This window comes from Bacillus massilinigeriensis (assembly GCF_900111815.1).
GTDB classification, from domain to species: domain Bacteria; phylum Bacillota; class Bacilli; order Bacillales; family Cytobacillaceae; genus Mesobacillus_C; species Mesobacillus_C mediterraneensis.
In genome coordinates this window covers 1,179,459-1,201,586 of sequence record NZ_LT630004.1, presented here as the reverse complement: position 1 = coordinate 1,201,586, position 22,128 = coordinate 1,179,459, and the positions used below count along the sequence as shown (strand labels likewise).

Genomic DNA, 22,128 nt, shown 5'->3' with positions numbered 1-22,128 from the left:
TCCCTTATTCAAAATCAGCTGTGTCAATATCTTCTATATCATCTGAAAGCAGTGTTGCGTCTTCACGCGGATAGATGCCGGCTTCACGCGCTTCGCTTTCTGATTTGATGTCAATCTTCCATCCTGTCAGCTTTGCAGCAAGACGAGCATTTTGTCCGCGTTTTCCAATTGCTAGTGAAAGCTGGTAGTCAGGAACAATGACAGTGGTGGATTTTTCATCATCCCCGACAATGACGTCAAGGACTTTCGATGGACTTAGCGCATTGGCAACGAAAACAACCGGGTCTTCAGACCATTTAACAATATCAATCTTTTCGCCTTTTAGCTCGTTTACGACTGCCTGTACCCTAGTTCCTTTTGGACCAACACAGGAGCCTACTGGATCCACTTCCGCATTATCCGAGTAAACCGAGATTTTGGATCTGTCCCCTGCTTCCCTAGAAACTGATTTAATTTCCACTGTTCCGTCATAAATTTCAGGGACCTCAATTTCAAACAGTCGTTTCAGAAGGCCGGGATGTGTTCTTGAAACAAAGATTTGCGGACCTTTCGTGGTCTTTTCGACCTTTGTAATAAACACCTTGATTCTGTCATGAGGTTTATAACGTTCATTGGGCATCTGTTCATTTGCAGGCAGAATCGCTTCGATTTTCCCAAGACTGACATAGATGAATTTTGAATCAAGCCGTTGAACAATCCCAGTCATAATATCTTCTTCTCGATCAATAAATTCTGAATAAATGATGCCGCGTTCTGCTTCACGTACTCGCTGAGTCACAACTTGCTTTGCGGTCTGTGCAGCAATTCTCCCGAAGTCCTTTGGAGTCACTTCCAATTCCACAACATCTTCTACTTGATAGTTTGGATTGATATTTTTCGCATCTTCTATGGAAATTTCGAGTCTTGGATCAAATACCTGGTCCACTACTTCTTTTCTGGCAAAGACTCTCATCGATCCACTAGCAAGGTTAAGGTCGATGCGAACATTCTGCGCCTGGTTGAAATTTCGGCGGTATGCGGAAATTAAGGCAGCCTCAATGGCTTCAATAAGAACATCCCTTGAAATGCCTTTTTCTCTTTCGAGCATCTCAAGAGCATCCAATAATTCACTGCTCATTTTGCTTTGGTCCCCCTTTTTTTAGGTATGAATAAGTATTTTACTAATACCTGAATCGTTTATGAAAAGGTTACAGCCAAACGTGCGCTGGCAATTTTATCGTATGGAAGGGAGATTGCTTTTTTTCTTGTTTTCACTTTCCTCTCCATTGTTACCGTTTCGCCATCAAATGCGATTAAGACACCATCAAATGTTTTTTCCCCATCAATAGGTTCAAATGTTTTGATAAAAACATTCTTTCCGATTGCTTTTTGGTAATCCTTTTCTTTTTTAAGCGGACGCTCCGCTCCAGGTGATGATACTTCCAAAAAATAATTATGCGGAATGGGATCCAGCTCATCCAGCTTTTCGCTTAGTCTTTCACTGACAAGTCCGCAGTCCTCGATATCGACTCCACCTTCTTTATCGATATATACGCGAAGGAACCAGCTTTTTCCTTCCTTGACATACTCGATATCAACCAATTCAAGGCCAATTTCTGCCAATAAAGGTGTAGCCAGTCCTTCGACAACCTCTGTCACTTTGCTCATCCTATCCCTCCTTCGGAAGTTGCTCCTTTTGCCCGGTCTCTTCCTCCTGTGTCCGGAAGAGTGCATAACAACAAGAAAGAGCGGGTTTCCCCACTCTCATCTGCCAGAGATTATCTAAAGTATTTCCAATTAAAATATATCATAACCAGTCATTTAATGCAAACGGCTCTAATACAGCTGTCACATGTTAAAACAAAGACAATTGGTTCTGGTCAGGTAACGATTCCAGGCAGCCTTGCTTATCAAGGTATTCAATAATCGTCTTGGAAACTTTTCCGCGCTGCTGAAGATCCTCCTTCGAAAGAAACTCACCGTCTTTCCTTGCTTTCACGATATTAACGGCAGCATTTGTCCCGAGACCCGGTATGGCATTGAATGGCGGAATAAGTGTATTTCCCTCGATAATGAACTCGGACGCATGTGATCTATACAGATCCACCTTTTGAAAAGAAAAGCCGCGTTCACACATTTCAAGTGCCAGTTCCATCACTGTCAGGAGGTTCTTTTCCTTAGTGGAGGCATCAAGTCCTTTTGCATTAATCTCTTCAATTTTTGACCGAATGCTTTCTGAACCCCTCACCATCGCTTCAACATCAAAGTCTTCCGCCCTGACAGTAAAGTAGGCTGCGTAATATAATAGCGGATGATGTACTTTGAAATATGCAATCCTTACAGCCATCAGTACATATGCAGCAGCGTGAGCCTTAGGGAACATATACTTGATTTTCTTACAGGAATCAATATACCATTCCGGGACTTCATTCTTTCTCATTTCTGCTTCCATTTCATCTGATAGGCCCTTTCCTTTACGCACAGACTCCATGATTTTAAAGGCAAAGGCAGGTTCTAATCCCTGGTATATCAGATAGACCATAATATCATCACGGCAGCCGATTACTTCGCTTAGGCTGCAAATACTATTATGGATTAATTCTTGAGCATTGCCGAGCCATACATCCGTTCCATGGGAAAGTCCTGATATCTGAACCAGTTCCGAGAACGTTGTCGGCTTCGTATCCTCCAGCATTTGACGAACAAATCTTGTGCCGAACTCCGGGATACCAAGCGTTCCAGTTTTACACATTATTTGCTCTTCCGACACACCAAGGGACTCTGTATTTCGAAAAATCTTCATGACATCCGGATCATCCGTAGGAATGGTTTTAGGATCTATTCCGCTTAAATCCTGAAGCATGCGGATAACGGTTGGATCATCATGACCAAGAATATCAAGCTTAAGCAAATTATCATGAATAGAATGAAAATCAAAATGGGTTGTCTTCCATTCAGATGTACTTGCGTCTGCCGGGAATTGAATCGGGGAAAAGTCATAAATGTCCATATAATCCGGAACAACAATAATGCCTCCAGGATGCTGGCCTGTTGTCCTTTTTACTCCTGTGCACCCTGATGCAAGCCTATCAATTTCAGCCCCCCGGTAATGAAGGTTATTATCCTGCTGATAGGCCTTTACATATCCAAAAGCTGTTTTATCTGCAACCGTTCCAATTGTTCCTGCACGGTAAACATTATCTTCCCCGAAGAGAACCTTAGTATAGTTATGCGCTCTAGGCTGGTACTCACCAGAGAAGTTCAAATCGATATCGGGAACTTTATCCCCCTTAAAGCCTAGAAATGTCTCAAACGGAATGTCATGCCCATCTTTTTTAAATTTCGTTCCACACTCAGGGCAATCCTTATCCGGTAGGTCAAAACCGGAGCCAACAGATCCATCATTGAAAAACTCAGAAGTCTTGCAATTAGGACAGACATAATGCGGTGGAAGCGGGTTGACTTCTGTAATTTCCGTCATCGTAGCAACAAAAGATGAACCGACCGAACCACGGGATCCTACAAGATAACCGTCATCAAGCGACTTCTTCACCAGCTTGTGTGAAATAAGGTAGATAACAGCAAAACCGTGGCCGATAATGCTCTTCAGTTCTTTTTCCAGTCTGGCTTCGACTATTTCGGGTAATGACTCTCCATATATTTTTCTTGCCATCCCATAGCTCATACTTCGCATTTCTTCATCTGCGCCCTCAATTTTAGGCGTATACAAATCGTCCTTAATTGGCTTTATCGATTCAATCATGTCACTGATCTTGTTCGGGTTGACAACAACGATTTCCTTCGCTTTTTCCTTGCCTAGGAACGAAAAACAATCCAGCATTTCATTTGTTGTACGGAAATGAACGTCAGGAAGATTATGCCTGTTGAGTGGATTGGCACCACCTTGTGAATTGATCAGTATCTTACGGTAGATTTTATCGTTTTGGTTTAGATAGTGAACGTTTCCTGTCGCCACTACCGGCAGATCGAGCTTTTCTCCAAGTTTTACGATGTTGGAAATAATTTCTTCGAGCGCTTTCGTATCCCTCACAAGTTCCAATTCTAGAAGATGTGCATACACTTCTTTCGGATGCACTTCAAGGTAGTCATAAAACCTAGCAACTTCCTCCACTTCTTCAGGGGATTTCTGCATCATCCCCTCAAAAACTTCACCTTTATCACATCCGGATCCAACCAGCAGGCCATCCCTGTATTTCTGCAAGATGGAACGCGGGATGCGGGGAACGCGGTAAAAGTACTCGATATGAGAAATGGATACTAGCTTAAACAGATTTTTTAACCCTGTTTCATTTTGTGCAAGGAGAATGCAATGATGCGGGCGCGCACGCTGATATGCTTTTCCCTTACCCATATTCTCATTAAGTTGATGGTGGAATCGAATCTCTCTTTCAAAGGCATCTTTTAGCATTTTCCATAAAAGGTAACCAGTTGCTTCTGCATCGAAAATTGCCCGGTGATGCTGTGTGAGTTCGATGTCGAACTTTTTTGTTAATGTATTCAGCCTATGATTCTTCATGTCCGGATACAAGAACCTAGCCAGCTCCAACGTATCGATAACAGGGTTTTTTGCTTTGCCGAGTCCAATTTTCTTAAGCTCGACATTAAGAAATCCCATATCGAATGAAGCGTTATGTGCAACAAGAACTGCATCCTCCATCCATTCATGAAACCGCTCGATAACTTCTTTCACCTCAGGAGCATTTTCTACCATATCATCCGTTATACCTGTTAGATTAACGGTTGTTGCCGAAAGCTTATGGTGAGGATTAGCGAAGGATTCAAATCTATCGATAATTTCCCCGTCCTTTATTTTTACCGCCGCCAACTCAATAATGGTGTCATAAACGGCAGACAAGCCTGTCGTCTCCACATCAAATACTACATATGTGGCACTTTCCAGTTCACGATGGGTCTCATTGTATGCTATCGGGACCCCATCATCAACAAGATTTGCTTCGAGTCCATACAGTATTTTAATGTCATTTTTCTTCCCTGCACTATAAGCCTCCGGAAAAGACTGCACAACTGCGTGGTCTGTTATTGCAATTGCATTGTGCCCCCATTTTTTCGCCTGAGAAACAAGTTCACTTACCGATGTGACAGCGTCCATCTGGCTCATCGGGGAGTGAAGGTGCAGTTCAACGCGCTTTTCTCCCTGCGGTGCGGTATCCACTCTTTGTTTCGGCTTCACTTCATTGATGTCGTTTCCGATCATGACAAGGTCGCGGACAAATGTATCGTTTTGGACACTACCTCGTACCTTCAGCCACATACCTTTCTTCACCCTGCCAAATATTGCTGCATCTTCCTTATCTCTTGAGAACATTTTCACCATAATAGAGCTTGTATAATCGGTAATCTTAAAGGTTAATAGGGTCCTTCCACTGCGGAGCTCCCTTGTCTCAGCAAAAAAGACATAACCCTCAATTGCAATCCTTCTTTCTTCATCCACAATATCTACAAGTCGGCGGAAGTCAGCGTCATCTTTAATGGTCAAGCCAATCATGACAGGACCTTCATCATGTATTTTATCCCCACTATCTTTCTCTGCTTCCCGCTTTTGCATTTCAGCAATCGCCTGCAGTGCCCGTTCCTGATCTTCTCTTTCCTTTGCCTTGACGAAATCTTCATATTGTGTGGCTGCTCCCGTTAAAGCGACCTCTGTATCAATGGCCAGCAAAGGAAAGCCAAATGACTGAAGGATATTGGAGATTACACCAGCATATTTCCGCTTAATGGCCAGACCCTCTGTATCATTCCCGACCGCCAGAACAAGTTTTGTGCCTTGAATCTTCGGCTCTTGTTCATTTAAAAGCTTAAGTAGCGGAGGGGATATTCCATCAATCTCCTTTATACAATTTCTCCAGTAATCATAGAGCAGCTTTTCTGTGAAAGATTGGTCTTTCACTTGAAGTGTAAAGTTCACTCTAGCAATATGAGCAAATGCTCTTTCAAGTGAAGTAGCGAACCTTTTAAAAAGTTCGCACGGAATGATTTTCTCCAACGCAAAGACAAAATGCCAGCTTTTCGACTTCTTGTCCACAATGACCTTTTCTATTTCAGCATTGTTAAAATGGTTCAATACGTTATCTTCTGTCAGTTCCAGCTGCTGAAGCAAATGCTGGAAGCTCTCTTTCTTCTTAGAGGAAAGATCCACACTTTTCCCTCCTGACATAAAAGCCCGCTGTTACGGGCTGAAGTTCTACAGCAAATGTAATTATAACATAAAAAAAGCTTCTACTTTCCTATAAAAAAGCCGGATTCCATAAAGGAACCCGGCACTTATTATACTGATTGTCAAAACTACCAGTTTGCAAGGATGTTCTTGATTTCTTTTTCCAGCTCATTGATTGAAACTTCCAGAACTTCTCCGGTCTTGCGTGATTTCAATTCAACAATTCCTTCAGCAGCACGCTTCCCGACTGTAACTCTTACAGGAAGACCGATAAGATCTGCATCTGCAAATTTCACGCCTGCCCTTTCATTTCGATCATCGTAAAGGACCTCGAGGCCAGCATGTTTCAAGCTTTGATATACTTCTGATGAAACCCTTGATTGATCAGCATCCTTCATATTCACACCAATGACATGGACAGCAAATGGCGCAACTGCCGGAGGCCAGATAAGTCCTTTCTCATCATTAAACTGCTCAGCGATTGCAGCCATCGTTCTCGAAACACCAATTCCATAGCAGCCCATAATCATTGGCTTGGATCGCCCGTTCTCATCCAGATAAACTGCATTCATTGCTTCACTGTACCGTGTACCAAGCTTGAAAACATGCCCAACTTCGATCCCTTTTGCAAAAAGGATCTTCCCATGTCCATCAGGCGAAGGGTCGCCCTCCTGAATAAATCTCAAATCTGCATACTGCGATACTTCAAAGTCTCTTCCCGGATTTAGGTTAAGATAATGATACCCTTCTTCATTTGCACCACAAACTGCATTCGCCATAGCTTCCACTGCCACATCAGCTACGACAGCAATATCTTTAGTGCCTATTGGTCCAAGAGAACCTGGAGCACACCCAAGAATCTTCACTGCATCTTCTACTTCTGCTAGTTCAACAACAGAGGCAGAGAATAGATTTTTCAGCTTAATATCATTAACTTCATGGTCGCCGCGGACGAGTACGAGTACAAATTGATCATCTACTTTGAAAAGCATGGATTTAATGGTATTATCCGCCTTAATTCCAAGGAAGGCGGATACCTCTTCGATGGTTTTTTGCCCAGGTGTAGAAACTTTTTCAAGTTCCCTTGCAGGATCTGTATTTTTCTCATACTTTGTAACAACAGGAGCCATTTCAATGTTAGCAGCATAGTCAGACGTATCAGAGTAAGCAATTGTATCTTCTCCTACATCTGATAGCACCATGAATTCGTGGGTATCCTTGCCCCCCATCGCTCCGGAGTCAGCAATGACTGCGCGGAAGTTCAAGCCGCAGCGGGCAAATATATTAGAATAAGCCGTAAAAATTCTATCATAAACATCATCAAGACTTTCTTTTGTAGCATGGAAAGAGTACGCATCCTTCATGATGAACTCTCTCCCTCTCAGCAAACCAAAACGAGGGCGTTTTTCATCTCTAAATTTTGTCTGAATTTGATAAAGAGTGAGCGGAAGTCGCTTATACGATTTAACTTCATCCCGGACAAGACTTGTAATTACTTCCTCATGTGTTGGTCCAAGAACAAAATCTCGCTCATTTCTGTCTTTAATTCTCATTAATTCAGGACCGTAAGAATACCATCTGCCAGATTCCTGCCAAAGCTCTGACTGCTGGAGTGCCGGCATAAGAAGCTCAGCAGCTCCTGCTTCATCCATTTCTTCTCGGATGATCGCCTCCACTTTTTGAAGCGCTCTTTTTGCCAATGGCATATAAGAGTAAATCCCGCTGGCGTTTTGCCGCATGTAACCTGCTCTCAATAATAGCTGATGGCTTTTTATATCCGCATCTGCCGGATTTTCCCTTAATGTAGGAATGAGCATCATGCTTTGCTTCATCATTCTTCACCTCTTCAAGTATAAGGCCGAAATACTATTTATCCGGCCTGCAGTTTGGAGCATCATAGAAAAAATCTTTGGATATCGTTCCACGTTACCACTAGCATCAATAGCATCAGCAAAGCAAAACCAATAAAATGAACCATTCCTTCTTTTTGACGGTCCACCGGTTTTCCCCTAAATGCCTCGATGCCGAAGAACATTAGCCTGCCCCCATCAAGCGCTGGGAACGGCAAAAGATTCATGATGCCAAGGTTGATGCTGAGTATCGCTGCCCAATGCATCAAATAGAGAACTCCCGATTTTGCTACAGTATCAGTCGAGACATATATGCCTACAGGACCTGATAATGCATCGATGGAAAACTGTCCTGTTACCAGTTTCCCGAGCATAAAAAATATTTCCTTTGTCCAACGGTACGTTTCTTCAAGTCCGTATCCGATTGATTTTAATGGAGACTTCTCGACAGGGCTGAATACACCAATAACTCCAATGGTTTTATCTTCAACCTTTTGAACAACCGACTTCACAGGTATTTCAAGTGTCTTGCCGTCCCTTTCAACATTGAATTCCAAGCTTTTCCCCGGATTTGAGCGAATTGTATCCACGACATCTCCCCAGCTTGAAATCTCTGTCCCATCAATTGACTGAACGACATCTCCCCGAGCCAATCCAGCTTTGTATGCTGCTCCATCTTCCGTCAGCTTACCTAGTACCGGATCATTAACAGGTACTCCTTGAATTAATGCAAGGATAACGAACACAATAAAGGCAAGAATAAAATTCATCATTGGACCAGCGAAAATCGCCATCGTCCTTTGGCCAAGGGTCTTAGAGGCAAACTGCCGATCATAAGGAGCGATTTGCGTCTCGGTGTTCCCTTCGACAAGAACAGCATCACGACGAAGCTTGAAAACCTTAGTTTCCTCTTCTTCCCCTTCTTCGTATCCGCTTATAAAAAGATCCTTTTCGATATCCGCTTTTTCCACTTCCACAATTCTAGCGTCCGGATATTTGTTTTTGTTGTTTAAAATGATTTTTGTCACAAGGCCATCGCCGTCAAATAAAAGGCCGATCCGGTAACCGGGCTTTATTTCAATCATTTCCGGGTCTTCCCCTGCCATTCGGACAAACCCTCCAATTGGCAAAAGACGGATAGTATAGATTGTTTCTCCCTTTTTGTGAGTAAATACCTTTGGCCCAAAACCAATAGCAAACTCTCTGCATAATATTCCCGCCCTTTTTGCAAAGACGAAATGGCCCAGCTCATGGAAGAATACAAGCGCACCGAAAATGACGATAAAGGCTATTACTGTACTCAATATAGATGACCACCTTTTTAATCGGGATGGATTTTGCTGCCCCTTTGTTTTGTAGAAATTTTTTGTCGCTCACACGCTGTTTTATAGGAGAGAAGTGACAAAACGCCGTGCTTCTTGATCTGCCGCCTGTATGGTTTCCAGATCAGGATTATTTACTATATTATGCTGTATAAGCGCCTTCTCTATCAACGCTTCAATTTGTAAAAAGCTAATTTTTCCTTCAAGGAAAGCAGCAACCGCCACTTCATTCGCAGCGTTTAACACAGATGGCATCGTTCCCCCGCGTTTTCCTGCATCAATGGCAAAGCGTAAACAGCGGAATCGTTCTAGATCCATTTTTGAAAAATGAAGCTTACCAATTTCCTCTAGACGAAGTCGTTTACCTGAAAGCAACGGCATTCTATCCGGGTATGTAAGTGCATACTGGATAGGAACCCTCATATCAGGTGTTCCCAACTGGGCAATAATGCTGCTGTCGTGGAATTCCACCATCGAGTGAATAATGCTTTCTTTGTGAAGCAATACAGAAATTTTCTCATACGGCATGGAAAAAAGCCAGTGAGCCTCAATAACTTCAAGCCCTTTGTTCATCATTGTCGCGGAATCAATGGTAATCTTCGCGCCCATCGACCAATTGGGATGGTTTAATGCTTCCTTTACGGTAACTTCGGCTAGTTCCTCTCTCGTCTTATCGCGGAAGCTTCCTCCAGAAGCTGTCACAATTAATCTTTCAATGTTTTTTTCATGCTCTCCTTGTAATGCCTGGAAGATTGCAGAATGCTCGCTGTCTACCGGCAGAATCTTCACACCGTATTCCTTAGCTAATCCCATAACAAGATGTCCTGCTGTTACAAGCGTTTCCTTATTCGCTATCGCAATCGTTCTGCCAAGCTTGATTGCTTCAAGTGTTGGCTGAAGACCAACGCTTCCCATTACGGCGTTTACGAGGATATCCGCTTTATGATAAACAGCGGCTTCCAGCAGTCCATGGGACCCATAACCAAAAGCTGTATCTGGAAACTCCGCCTTAAGCGATTCAGCATCAGATTTTGACTCGACAGATACATATTCAGGCATAAACTCAAGTATGATTTTACGCGACAATTCAATATTCTTTCCAGCAGAGAAGGAGATGAGAGAAAATTCTTCCTTGTGCTCCCTAATGATATCAAGTGTCTGTACCCCAATAGATCCTGTTGCACCCAAAAGGCTAATTTTTCTCAATGTTTTCACTCCAAACGTTACCTATATCCGCTACATGATTAAAAAGAAATAAAGCAGCGGCCAAACGAACAGAAGGCTGTCAAACCTGTCCAAAATACCGCCGTGTCCTGGCAGAATTGTCCCTGAATCCTTTACACCAAAATGCCGTTTTAATGCAGACTCAGCAAGATCGCCAACCTGTCCGAAGGCAGATAGGAAAACTGTTGCAATAAGCAGCCGCCATAATGGAACATCAAGGCTTCCAGCCAAATAGAATCCTCCTGCAACAGCCAAGGCACAAACAACACCACCGAGTGAACCTTCGACAGTCTTATTCGGGCTTATTTCAGGCCATAATTTGTTTTTCCCCATTGCTTTTCCGATAAAGTATGCCCCTGAATCCGTTGCCCAAATAATGAACAAGGAATAGAAAACAAAGGCCAGGCCTTCGACTCTTGTTTCCATGAAATAATAAAAGCCAATGCCCGGATACAATAAAGCCATAATGGAAAAAGCGACGTCTTCAAAAGTAAAACGGTTTTTTGTCGCTACTGTGTATGTGAGAAAAAGGAGGATTGCTATGTAAATTATCTCCATTTTCTTAGAGGCTATTGTTCCGAATATCTCCTGACTGTCGGGAGGGAGAAGGAAAACCCATAGAACTAGCAATGAAAGAATACCAGGAACCGAAAAAATAGCGGTATTTTTCATTTTAAGCACTTCATATAATGCAATTGATGCTAGCAAATATACCATGAGTTCAAAAGGTATTCCCCCAACGATGACGATTGGCAGAAAAATAGCCGCAGCTATTACTGCTGTGATGATTCTTTGTTTCATTTAATCCACCCTTTATTTAACTCCTCCAAAGCGCCGTTGTCGCCCTTGGTATTCTTCCAACGCTTCAAGAAAATGATCTTCATTAAAATCCGGCCAAAGTACATCCGTAAACCAGAATTCTGTATAGGCTATTTGCCAAAGCATGAAATTACTTAGTCTTATTTCGCCGCTTGTCCGGATAAGAAGGTCTGGTTCCTGGAGAGATGAGGTCATCAAATAAGAGGAAAATACCTCTTCTGTCAATGCCTCCGGAGCTATTATCCCTTCCTTGCAGTCCTTGCTGAACTTCTTCACAGCACTGAGTATCTCGGCCCTGCTTCCATAGTTAAGAGCAAAGTTCAATACGAGCCCACTATTGCCAGATGTGCAGTCCATTGCTTTTTGAACTGCCCTCAAAGTGTGGCCAGGCAAACCGTCTTTCTCTCCGATCATCTCGACCCTTACATTTTCCTCGATAAGTTCAGGCAGAAATGTCCCCAAAAATTCCTCCGGCAGCTTCATCAAAAAGTCGACTTCGGATTTTGGCCTTTTCCAATTTTCCGTTGAAAACGCATATACAGTTAACGTTTTAATACCGAGCTCGCTGGCAAGCCTTGTAATCTTCCTGACAACCTTCATCCCTTCATGATGGCCCGCAATCCTTGGCAAAGAGCGTTTCTTGGCCCACCTCCCATTCCCGTCCATAATGATTGCGACGTGAGCAGGTATATTTTCCTTTTTAACCTGCTCAATCCGCTCATGGAAACTGGAAGGTTTTTTATTGTTCTTCCACGGATTTATTTTTTTTAACATAAGCCAGCTCCCCCAGAATAGGATATACGTTCCTCGTGTGAAAAAACAAAAAGGCGAATTCAATTGCTGTTTTTCACATGCTCCTATCATATCAAAAATGGAAAAAGATATCTCTAAAAAATTATATGTAAGTCATGGGCTGCTCAGAAGTTCGAGACTATTAAGTCTTAAATTAATCTCAAATAGAGAAAAAACCCCCGTCATCAGAGGGTCTTTTTGGCATCGAAAAATTATATTTCCATGATTTCCTTCTCTTTATCCTTCGTAATCTGGTCAATTTTTCCGATGAATTCATCTGTCAATTTCTGAACATCATCAGAATAACCACGATGTACATCTTCTGTAATTTCACCGTTTTTCTCCAGCTTTTTCAACTCATCATTAGCGTCGCGACGAATGTTGCGGATTCCTACTTTCGCTTCTTCTGATTCCTTTTTCACTTGTTTTGCCAGCTCTTTACGGCGCTCTTCCGTAAGCTGCGGAATCATGATGCGGATGAGGGAACCGTCATTTGTCGGGTTAATACCAAGGTCTGATTTTAATATTGCTTTCTCGATTTCCCCAAGAATACTTTTGTCATACGGCTGAATGACTAAGAGGCGTGCTTCTGGTACAGAGATGCCGGCCAATTGGTTTACCGGTGTTGGTGCTCCATAATAATCTACTGTAATTCTGTCGAGCAGGGATGCACTCGCCCTTCCGGCACGAATGGAGGCAAGTTCTCTCGTGTATGCTCCAATTGCTTTTGTCATTCTGTCTTTCGCATTTGCAATCACTTGTTTTGGCATTAGTTTTTCCCCCTTACGATTGTCCCGATTTCTTCACCCATAACAGCACGTTTGATATTCCCCTCTTCCATAATGGAAAAGACGATAAGCGGGATATTATTATCCATGCATAGCGAGGAAGCTGTAGAATCCATCACTGCAAGGCCTTCTTTTAAAACATCCAAATAGGATAGCTCATCATATTTCACCGCGTTCTTGTCAGTGCGCGGGTCAGCGGAATACACACCGTCAACATTGTTTTTCGCCATGAGAATAACATCTGCTTCGATTTCCGCAGCTCTTAATGCTGCTGTCGTATCTGTTGAAAAGTATGGATTGCCAGTGCCCGCAGCGAAGATGACAACTCTTGTCTTTTCAAGATGTCGGATTGCCCTTCTGCGAATATACGGCTCCGCTACTTGACGCATTTCAATAGATGTTTGAACCCTTGTCTCAATTCCTTCTAGTTCCAAGCTATCCTGAAGAGCAAGTGAATTCATGACAGTCGCAAGCATGCCCATATAATCAGCAGTTGCACGGTCCATTCCCATTTCTTCACCGATTTTTCCACGCCAAATATTGCCGCCTCCTACAACTACTGCTACTTCGACGCCGAGCTCTGCGATTTCTCTCACTTGAGCAGCAACATTTTTGATTACGGCAGGGTTGATTCCAAAGCCCTGTTCTCCTGCAAGGGCCTCTCCGCTAAGTTTTAATACTACACGTTTATATTTTGGGGTACCCATAAAAACCTCCTAGAAAGAGCTGAACTCATTGTTATCCTTTCCAAAAACAGGGAACACAATGTGTTCCCTGCAGTTTTGTTGCATGTTAGATACAATTATTTTTTGTTAACTTGGCTCATTACTTCTTCCGCAAAGTTGTCTTCACGCTTCTCGATACCTTCGCCTACTTCAAAACGTACGAATTCACGTATTGTTCCGCCCTTGGATTCAACAAATTGACGAATCTTTTGGTCTGGGTTTTTAACGAAAGTCTGATCAAGAAGGCAGACATCTTCGAAATATTTGCCTAGACGCCCTTCCACCATTTTCGCCACAATGTTTTCAGGCTTGCCTTCGTTAAGAGCTTGTTGTGTAAGGATTTGGCGCTCATGCTCAACTGCTTCTTCTGAAACTTGGTCACGAGAAATATATTTTGGATTCAATGCAGCAATATGCATGGAAACATCTTTCGCAGCAGCCTCGTCTTGGCTACCTTGAAGAACTGTTAGAACCGCGATCTTTCCGCCCATATGAAGGTAGGCGCCGAATGCGTCTCCATCATTTTTTGTCTTGATTTCAAAACGGCGAAGGGAAAGTTTCTCTCCGATTTTTGCAATTGCAGTGTTGATATGCGCTTCAACAGTTGCTCCATTTTCCATCGTTTGTGCGGCAGCTTCTTCCACTGTTGCAGGCTTGTTCTTCAATAGGTGTGCTCCCAATTCTTTAACAAGTGTTTGGAAACCTTCATTCTTTGCAACAAAGTCTGTTTCAGAGTTCACTTCAAGAATAACCGCTTCGTTTCCATCAACAATGACAGATGCCAATCCTTCAGCAGCGATTCTGTCACCTTTTTTAGCGGCTTTTGCAATACCTTTTTCACGAAGAAAATCAATTGCTTTCTCCATATCTCCGTTTGTTTCTTGGAGCGCTTTTTTGCAGTCCATCATGCCTGCTCCAGTTTGTTCACGAAGTTCTTTAACCATTTGTGCAGTAATTGCCATTACGATTTCCTCCTTTAATTAAATGGGTATGTACCATTGCAAGTTTAAACCTTTTATAGTATTCACAATAAGGCTTAAAAAAAGGTGATAAAGGATACCCTATTATCACCTTTCCCATTACCTTGAAAAATTAAGCTTCTACTTCTTCAGCAGGAGTTTCAGCAATTTCTTCGCCTTGTTTCGCTTCTAGGATAGCATCCGCCATTTTGCCTGTCAAAAGCTTAACCGCACGGATTGCATCGTCATTCGCAGGAATGATTACATCGATTTCATCCGGGTCGCAGTTTGTATCAACAATACCAACGATTGGAATGTTCAGCTTGCGAGCTTCAGCTACTGCGATGCGCTCTTTGCGTGGGTCGATGATGAAAAGTGCATCAGGAAGCTTTTTCATGTCCTTGATACCGCCAAGGAATTTCTCCAGGCGTTCTTGTTCTTTCTTAAGTTGGACAACTTCTTTCTTAGGAAGTACTTCGAAAGTGCCGTCCTCTTCCATTTTTTCGATCTTTTTCAGGCGTGAAATACGCTTTTGAATTGTTTCAAAATTTGTCAATGTACCGCCAAGCCAACGCTGGTTCACAAAGTACATACCAGAACGAGTCGCCTCTTCCTTAACGGAATCTTGCGCTTGTTTCTTTGTACCAACGAAAAGTACTGTGCCGCCTTCAGCTGCAAGTTCTTTTACCCAGTTGTATGCTTCTTCTACTTTTTTAACCGTCTTTTGAAGGTCGATAATATAGATGCCGTTACGCTCAGTGAAGATATACTTCTTCATCTTAGGGTTCCAACGGCGAGTCTGGTGACCGAAGTGTACACCAGCTTCAAGCAATTGCTTCATAGAAATGACTGACATGTTTTTTCCTCCTAATGGTTTGTTTTCCTCCGTTCGCATCATCTTCAGGCGGAAACTGCAAATGCAGCACCATCCGCCGGAATCAGCGAGCGTGTGTATTAACACCAAGAAATAATATAGCATATGTAGTGCGCTCAATCAAGCTTAACTGTCATTTTTTCTGTAATTTCAACATTAATTCCACTTCAGTTTTCCCTTTATTTAAAAGCTTTGCAATCTCTTCTGTCGAACGTCCTTCTTCTTTAAGCTCTTTAATCGTATCGACTAACGCTTCTTTTTTTTGCTTCCTGGGTTCCGATTCAAGGGCTGTATATGCTTTTTCTATGACTGAACGGCTTGCGGATGGAACTTTAACGGAAAAAGCAATTTGTTCTCCGCTGTTCCCGTTTTTTATGACAGCATCTTCGCTGTCATCAATTTCTTTCACGCTAAGATTTTTCTCTTTCTGCTGTATGGAGGAAAGCTGTCTGAGAAAGGATTCATTTTCTTCTTTCAACTCTAACATGTACCCTGAAAAAATCTCTTCCATCTCTTTGATCAGCCTCTTGTTATCTTTCTCCACCTTCATCATCCCGTTTTGTCTCATATAAAGCAAAATAATCGCATAGATACAGCCAGCGTTTAGCGCCAGGCTAAGAAGCAGTAAAAATAATATCATCGTCTCGCTCCAGTTCGCTGTAATCAAATTTGTTCCTTCTGCTAAAATCCTGCACCATTCCAGTTAAGCGTTCATGATGTTTTATTTCATGTCTTCATTTTTTCGGTACCGTATTTCACTTCCAAACAAATAAAAAACCATGTCTGTGAGCACTTCGGTCGTTGTGGTAGTATATTTACCGAAATGCACCTTTACATTTGGAAATACCTTGCCATAGGTGGCGATTTTCACTTTAGACTGTTCATGCTTTTCTAATTCCACTTCGAGCAGTCGACCTTCCAAAAAGTACAGTTCTTTTTCAATCGCTCTCTTCGTCATTTTTTGCTTTTCCAGCATTGCATACTGCTGTGGAGAAAGTCTGATATTTGCATTTTCGAGACTTGCGACTTTTTTATCGATTTCGGAAAGCTGTTTCCATTTAGCTTTTGCTTCTCTTAGTTTTTCAAGAAGTTGGCGTTCTTCCTGAATTAAAAGAGGGGAAAAACCTGCGGCTAGCTCTGTTTTGGAATAAAGATGATTGCCTAGATCTTTTACAAAAATATTTTTCCCGGCAGCAGACATCCCTCCGATAATGGTTCCTCTCCGGCAATCGATATTCCCGCCCGCTATCACTCTGCTATTCAATACGGAAGCGGTTATATGCACATCTCCGCCGGCAGTTACATTTCCCTGGTTTAAATAGGAGGCTTCAACATTTCCTTCTGCTTCCACGATCCCCTTTTGCCCTGATGCTATACCACCTTTTACGAAAATGTTCCCTTCTGCTTTAAGAGAGGCAGCATCGACGGTTCCCTGGACTATGATGTCACCTCCTGCTGTAAGCTCATAACCTGATGGTACGTCCCCTCGGATGATGATGGTACCAGGGAAATTGACATTCCCAACCCGTAAATCAAGATCTCCCTTCACTTCAAATAGCGGGTTGACAGATATGGATTTATGTGTAACACATAGTTGTCCGTCCGCTAAGGAGAATAATCTTCCATTTTTCTCGACTACATTTTTGCCAACTGATAGATTTAACGGCTTCCCACGCTTTGCCCGTACTGGATTCCCTGTTACATCAATCCCGTCTTCTCCGTTGCTTGCCGGGACAATTGTTGCTATCAGCTGTCCTTTCTTGACTGCTGGTATTTTTAATACATCCCTGTAGTTCAGCCTTCCCCCGGATTCTTCCTCCTCAGCATGTAATTCCCTGTGCAAATAGGCGTCGCGGCCATTTACCGGCCTGACGCCTTCGGCAACCACTACAGATATCGGCTCTGCTTGAGTAGATTCCTCCAATTGTTTAAGTGCTTGCCGGTTAATTCCAAATACGATATTCTCATTTGCCAGAATTTCTTCCATGCTTCCTTCAAAAGGTGATGAAGCTCCTTTGCAAGGAAACAGGCTTAGCCTGGCCGTCAACCTGTCTTTGGATAAACTGATCCGATAGTGAGTGTCCATTGTTCATCCCCTGTTTCATCCTGCTTTTTCAAGGAGTTTTCTAAGTTTGAAAAGGGCCCTCGAATGAATTTGTGAAATTCTGGATGTCGATAGGCTCATAACGTGGCCGATCTCAGTCAATGTCAGCTCTTCGCGGTAAAACAAACTAAGTACAGTCTGTTCCTTCTCGTTCAGCTGGGAAATTAAATTTGCCATTTCTTCAAGGGTTTCTCCCTTGACAATGTTTTCTTCGGGAGTGGCAGTCCTAGTGTCCTTGATAGAATAGGATTGTCCCTCACGATCTTCTTCACCAGAATGTTCATCTATGGAAAGGATATTTGCGAAAAAATGCTCGTTCACGGTTGAGATAATTTCTTCTTCACTCATCCCAAGTTCCGCCCCGATTTCTTCCACAGAAACATTCCTCATATATTTTTGTTCAAGTCTTTCAATTGCAGCTTCAATTTTCTTCGCTTTCTCCCTTGTACTTCTCGGCAGCCAGTCCTCTTTTCTAAGCCCATCAAGGATTGCTCCTCTAATACGGAAAGAAGCGTACGTATCGAACTTCAAATCCCTTTTATGATCAAACTTTTCTAAAGCATCATACAGTCCAATCATGCCAAGGCTCTTCAAATCTTCCCGTGAAACACTTTTAGGGAGAGTGGCTGCTATTCTCTGCACATGATAGGAAACCAACTGCATATATCTTTTGATAAGCATATTCGCAGCTTCCCTGTCTCGGGAATGTATCCATCTGTTCCATATCTCCTGTTCATCGCAAGCTGATGCCTGTCCCATTCTCATCCCCCTATCTTCTAAATACTCTTACTGCCCTTTGCGTATTCATTAGAGTCGACAAGTTCCTTGTTAAATCAATGTTACTCCGCTATTAACTGTCTTGATCTGCAACATATATGAAGTGGTACTGAATTCAATCGTTCTACCATTATTTCCCCCGACATCCTCTGCAATCACGGGGATCTTCATCTGTTTCAACTGGTCCTTTACTGCTTCTACATTCCTAGGACCAATTCTCATCAAATCGCTGCCTCCTGAAAATTGAAACATTTGGGCACCGCCAGCAAGTTTAGCTCTAAGAGAAGATTGTCTGGCCCCTTTTTGAACAAGAAGCGTAGCAAGATCTGGAACAGCGGTGTCCGCAAACTTCGCCCTGTTCATTGCGCCATTTTTTGCTAGATTGGAGGAAGGGAGCATAACATGAACCATTCCCGCAATTTTCCTGCACTGATCGTAGAGCACAAGGCCAACGCAGGAGCCTAAGCCTGTTGTTCTTATGGAGTCGGGTATCTCCACAACGTTCATATCTGCAATTCCTACCTTAATTACTTGAAATGAGCTATCCATCGTGTTCTACTCCAAGCGCTGTAAAAATAATTGAAAAAGAGTCTGGATCAGGCATAAGATAAAAATGTGCTTTTACTCCTTCCAAGTTAGACGGCGCAACATCTTCCTTTACAACAGTATCAATAAGGATCGCATAGTCACCGGCTCGAGAAACCTCCATAAGACCGCTTCCCACAACGGCGCCAGCCATGTCTATTCCCAAAGCTGGGACAGATGGATGCATGGACAGTCCAGTAAAATCCGATAGTGAAGTGAGATAGGAACCTGCAAGAATATTTCCCAATTCTTGAAGAACGGATAAACCCAATTCATTCTCATGTGGATTATGAAGTGTGATAGAATGATCTCCAAGCAGTTGCTGAATATACTTTTCCGCTTGTCCTACTGGAAGGAGGAAGAACATACTTCCAGGTGCGTCCCCCTCTATCCTTAAAAATACCCCAGCGACAATAGCCTCTGCACCACCAGTAATTTCTATCATTTCGTCGAAAGATACAATTCTTACACTTGGGACCTTCATGTCTATTTTTTTATTTAGCATTGTAGATAGGGAAGTCGCTGCATGGCCAGCACCGATATTCCCGATCTCCTTCAATATATCAAGCTGCATTTCCGATATTTTGGATCGTAACGACATAAATCCCACCCTTATTCCTGCCAGTTTTCTCCTTGGCCTAATATGCTCTCAAGCTCAATGAGAATCAATAGTCTCCTTTCAAGCTTGGCTACTCCTTGTATAAAATCGGCAGAAATGCTGCCAACTATCTCCGGCGGGGGCTCGATGCTTTCAGCAGGTAAATCAATAACGTCGTTTGCTGCATCTACGATTAAACCAACCTCATTCTCACCCTCTGAAACGATGATGACCCTTGTTGAATCATCGTAATCTTTTGGCAGCAGGTCGAATCGCTTCCTTAAATCGATAATCGGTGTTACTACACCCCGCAAGTTGATTACACCCTCTACAAAAGGAAAAGTATGCGGCACTCGTGTTATATGCTCCAGCTTTTCTATCGATTTAACATTGTTAACTGGAATAGCATATTCTTTATCTGTTAACTCAAAAACAATTACCTTCATGTCTTTCATCAAAGTTTCCGACATTCGATCACTTCTCCCATTACTAAATTAGCGCATTGCAATCGACAATCAGTGCTACTTGACCATCCCCAAGAATTGTGGCGCCGGAAATAGCAAATACATTATTTAAATAGTTTCCAAGACTCTTTAAAACTACTTCCTGTTGTCCAATAAAGGAATCGACAACAAGACCCGCCATTTTCTCACCTTTGCGAACGATGATAACAGAATGAAAAGCTTCTTCCTTTTGTTCTGATGGAACTTCAAAGACTTCCTTTAAAAACAGAAGCGGAACAACCTTACCTCTAAAATCAATCACTTTTTGATTATGAGCATTAAGAATATCACTTGTTTTCACAATAGCAGTCTCTATTATCGAAGTTAACGGTATTGCATATTTCTCTTTTTCAATTTCTACCAGCATGACGGAAATAATCGAAAGCGTCAGAGGGAGAACAATGGAAAATAAAGTGCCTTCATTTTCCTTGGAATCAATGGTAATAGACCCACCCAGTGATTCAATTGTATTTTTTACGACATCAAGTCCGACTCCCCTTCCTGAGATATCAGAGATGACATCTGCGGTGGAAAAGCCTGAGGATAGTATTAATTCATTAACCTGCCTGTCTGTAAATCCTTCTGCTACTTGCCTAGAAACAATTCCTCTATCAATAGCTTTCTCAAGAACTTTCGCCCTGTTAATTCCTGCCCCATCATCTTCAATTTCGATAAAAACATGATTTCCGCTATGATACGCTCGAAGAACAACGCTTCCCTCTTCCTTTTTTCCTTTTTGGATACGTTCCTTAGGAGTTTCAATTCCATGATCGACTGAATTTCGCAGCAAATGGACAAGCGGATCACCAATTTCATCTATTACTGTACGATCAAGTTCTGTTTCCGCACCGATGATCGTCAAACTGATCTTTTTGTTTAAATCTCGTGCTAGCTGCCTGATCATGCGTGGGAATCTGTTAAATACTGTTTCTACAGGAACCATTCTCATGTTTAAGATGATACTCTGTAAATCTCCAGATACTCTTGACATACGTTCCACCGTCTCATGCAGCTCACTGTTATTTAGTTCTTTAGATATTTGTTCAAGGCGCCCTCTGTCAATTACTAGTTCTTCAAACAAGTTCATAAGAATATCGAGCCTCTCGATATTTACCCTAATGGTCTTGTTGCTGTGCGTGCTTTTTTTCTCTTTGTGAGTCTCTTGATCAACAAGCTTTAAGTCCTTAGCATCTTTCTCTTCTTCAACGGCATCCTCTTTTTCGGCACTATTGTCCTGTACCTCTTCGGGAAGCAGTTCTTCAGAAAAAGAAATGATGGAGAAATCAACCTTATCCACTTCAGCAACCTTTAATACCTTGGACCTTATATCATCAGGGTTTTCCTTTGTTAAGATAACGACTGAAAACTCACAATCAAAATTCTCTTCTTCAAGCTGATCTACTGAAGGCAATGCCTTTATAATCTCTCCCGATTTTTCCAGCACATCAAAGATCATATAAACACGTGCTGCCTTCAACAGGCAGTCCTCACGCAAAGCAATACAGCCTTCATAGGCTCTAAACCCCTGTTCAGTTGATTGTCGGATTACAGTAAGCTCATATTCATCCAATTTGGAAAGAACAGTGTTTTCTAGAACGATATCCGAGACACCTTCCGTTTTGAGTCCTGGTTTGCCAGAATGGTCTCCACGTTCCATCTTTTCGAGTTTTTCTGTTGTAGCAGAGACATCTAACTTGCCATCGCCTCCTGATGCGATTGATTCCACCATTTCTTCCAGCTGATCGACAGCAAGAAATACGACATCGAGTATCTCAGGGTCAACAGATAGCTTTTCATTACGGATGGCATCCAATACATTCTCCATTTTATGAGTCAAGCTGGCGAGATCTTCAAATCCCATCGTGGCCGACATGCCTTTCAGTGTATGAGCGGACCTAAAAATTTCATTTACGATTAATAGATCATCAGGATTCTTTTCTAGTTTCAATAAATGATCATTACAAGACTGCAGATGCTCTCTACTTTCTTCGAGAAATATATCTAAGTATTGATTTGTATCCATTGTCTTCACC

At 42.4% G+C, this 22,128-nt stretch carries 19 protein-coding genes; all 19 read right to left on the bottom strand.

The window, feature by feature from the left end; genetic code table 11:
* Nucleotides 1–4: 4 nt before the first annotated feature.
* The 19 genes from nusA to BQ5796_RS06305 all read right to left on the bottom strand — a co-directional run bounded on the left by nusA (nt 5) and on the right by BQ5796_RS06305 (nt 22,118).
* Nucleotides 5–1,117: a transcription termination factor NusA gene (gene nusA, locus BQ5796_RS06395; protein WP_071459480.1), complete on the bottom strand. Its 1,113-nt coding sequence runs from the start codon at nt 1,115–1,117 to the stop codon at nt 5–7.
* A gap of 59 nt (nt 1,118–1,176) precedes the next feature.
* A complete protein-coding gene (gene rimP / locus BQ5796_RS06390) occupies nt 1,177–1,647 on the bottom strand; it encodes a ribosome maturation factor RimP (RefSeq protein ID WP_071459479.1) in 471 nt (156 codons plus the stop codon).
* Between the two features lie 187 nt (nt 1,648–1,834).
* Nucleotides 1,835–6,157, bottom strand: coding sequence for a PolC-type DNA polymerase III (locus tag BQ5796_RS06385; RefSeq protein WP_428839290.1), 4,323 nt, complete (start codon nt 6,155–6,157; stop codon nt 1,835–1,837).
* A gap of 146 nt (nt 6,158–6,303) precedes the next feature.
* The gene (locus BQ5796_RS06380) at nt 6,304–8,007 is read right to left on the bottom strand and encodes a proline--tRNA ligase (protein ID WP_071461176.1); all 1,704 of its coding nucleotides are present in this window, start codon (nt 8,005–8,007) and stop codon (nt 6,304–6,306) included.
* A gap of 62 nt (nt 8,008–8,069) precedes the next feature.
* Nucleotides 8,070–9,329: an RIP metalloprotease RseP gene (rseP, locus tag BQ5796_RS06375; RefSeq protein WP_071459477.1), complete on the bottom strand. Its 1,260-nt coding sequence runs from the start codon at nt 9,327–9,329 to the stop codon at nt 8,070–8,072.
* Nucleotides 9,330–9,410: 81 nt separating this feature from the next.
* The gene (dxr, locus tag BQ5796_RS06370; protein WP_071459476.1) at nt 9,411–10,553 is read right to left on the bottom strand and encodes a 1-deoxy-D-xylulose-5-phosphate reductoisomerase; all 1,143 of its coding nucleotides are present in this window, start codon (nt 10,551–10,553) and stop codon (nt 9,411–9,413) included.
* Between the two features lie 30 nt (nt 10,554–10,583).
* Nucleotides 10,584–11,372, bottom strand: a complete 789-nt coding sequence (locus BQ5796_RS06365) for a phosphatidate cytidylyltransferase (protein ID WP_071459475.1) — start codon at nt 11,370–11,372, stop codon at nt 10,584–10,586.
* A gap of 12 nt (nt 11,373–11,384) precedes the next feature.
* On the bottom strand, nt 11,385–12,164 hold the full coding sequence (gene uppS / locus BQ5796_RS06360; protein WP_071459474.1) for an undecaprenyl pyrophosphate synthase: 780 nt from the start codon (nt 12,162–12,164) through the stop codon (nt 11,385–11,387).
* A 230-nt stretch (nt 12,165–12,394) separates the two neighbouring features.
* The gene (gene frr / locus BQ5796_RS06355; protein WP_071459473.1) at nt 12,395–12,952 is read right to left on the bottom strand and encodes a ribosome recycling factor; all 558 of its coding nucleotides are present in this window, start codon (nt 12,950–12,952) and stop codon (nt 12,395–12,397) included.
* Entirely contained in the window at nt 12,952–13,677 is a 726-nt protein-coding gene (pyrH, locus tag BQ5796_RS06350; protein WP_071459472.1) for a UMP kinase, read from the bottom strand. The genes frr and pyrH overlap by 1 nt, the downstream gene beginning before the upstream one ends.
* 95 nt (nt 13,678–13,772) lie before the next feature.
* Nucleotides 13,773–14,657: a translation elongation factor Ts gene (gene tsf / locus BQ5796_RS06345; RefSeq protein WP_071459471.1), complete on the bottom strand. Its 885-nt coding sequence runs from the start codon at nt 14,655–14,657 to the stop codon at nt 13,773–13,775.
* Between the two features lie 130 nt (nt 14,658–14,787).
* On the bottom strand, nt 14,788–15,510 hold the full coding sequence (gene rpsB, locus BQ5796_RS06340) for a 30S ribosomal protein S2 (RefSeq protein WP_071459470.1): 723 nt from the start codon (nt 15,508–15,510) through the stop codon (nt 14,788–14,790).
* 151 nt (nt 15,511–15,661) lie between these two features.
* A complete protein-coding gene (locus BQ5796_RS06335) occupies nt 15,662–16,195 on the bottom strand; it encodes a hypothetical protein (protein ID WP_071459469.1) in 534 nt (177 codons plus the stop codon).
* A 54-nt stretch (nt 16,196–16,249) separates the two neighbouring features.
* Complete coding sequence (locus BQ5796_RS06330; protein WP_071459468.1) at nt 16,250–17,614, bottom strand: flagellar assembly protein A; 1,365 nt, start codon at nt 17,612–17,614, stop codon at nt 16,250–16,252.
* 15 nt (nt 17,615–17,629) lie between these two features.
* Nucleotides 17,630–18,391, bottom strand: a complete 762-nt coding sequence (locus BQ5796_RS06325; protein ID WP_071459467.1) for a FliA/WhiG family RNA polymerase sigma factor — start codon at nt 18,389–18,391, stop codon at nt 17,630–17,632.
* A 69-nt stretch (nt 18,392–18,460) separates the two neighbouring features.
* Complete coding sequence (locus BQ5796_RS06320; protein WP_071459466.1) at nt 18,461–18,958, bottom strand: chemotaxis protein CheD; 498 nt, start codon at nt 18,956–18,958, stop codon at nt 18,461–18,463.
* A complete protein-coding gene (locus BQ5796_RS06315; RefSeq protein ID WP_071459465.1) occupies nt 18,951–19,595 on the bottom strand; it encodes a chemotaxis protein CheC in 645 nt (214 codons plus the stop codon). The genes BQ5796_RS06320 and BQ5796_RS06315 overlap by 8 nt, the downstream gene beginning before the upstream one ends.
* 11 nt (nt 19,596–19,606) lie before the next feature.
* Nucleotides 19,607–20,062, bottom strand: coding sequence for a chemotaxis protein CheW (locus tag BQ5796_RS06310; protein WP_071459464.1), 456 nt, complete (start codon nt 20,060–20,062; stop codon nt 19,607–19,609).
* A 19-nt stretch (nt 20,063–20,081) separates the two neighbouring features.
* Nucleotides 20,082–22,118 carry a chemotaxis protein CheA gene (locus BQ5796_RS06305; protein ID WP_071459463.1) on the bottom strand — a complete coding sequence of 679 codons (2,037 nt, stop codon included), beginning with the start codon at nt 22,116–22,118 and terminating at the stop codon, nt 20,082–20,084.
* Nucleotides 22,119–22,128 lie beyond the last annotated feature (10 nt).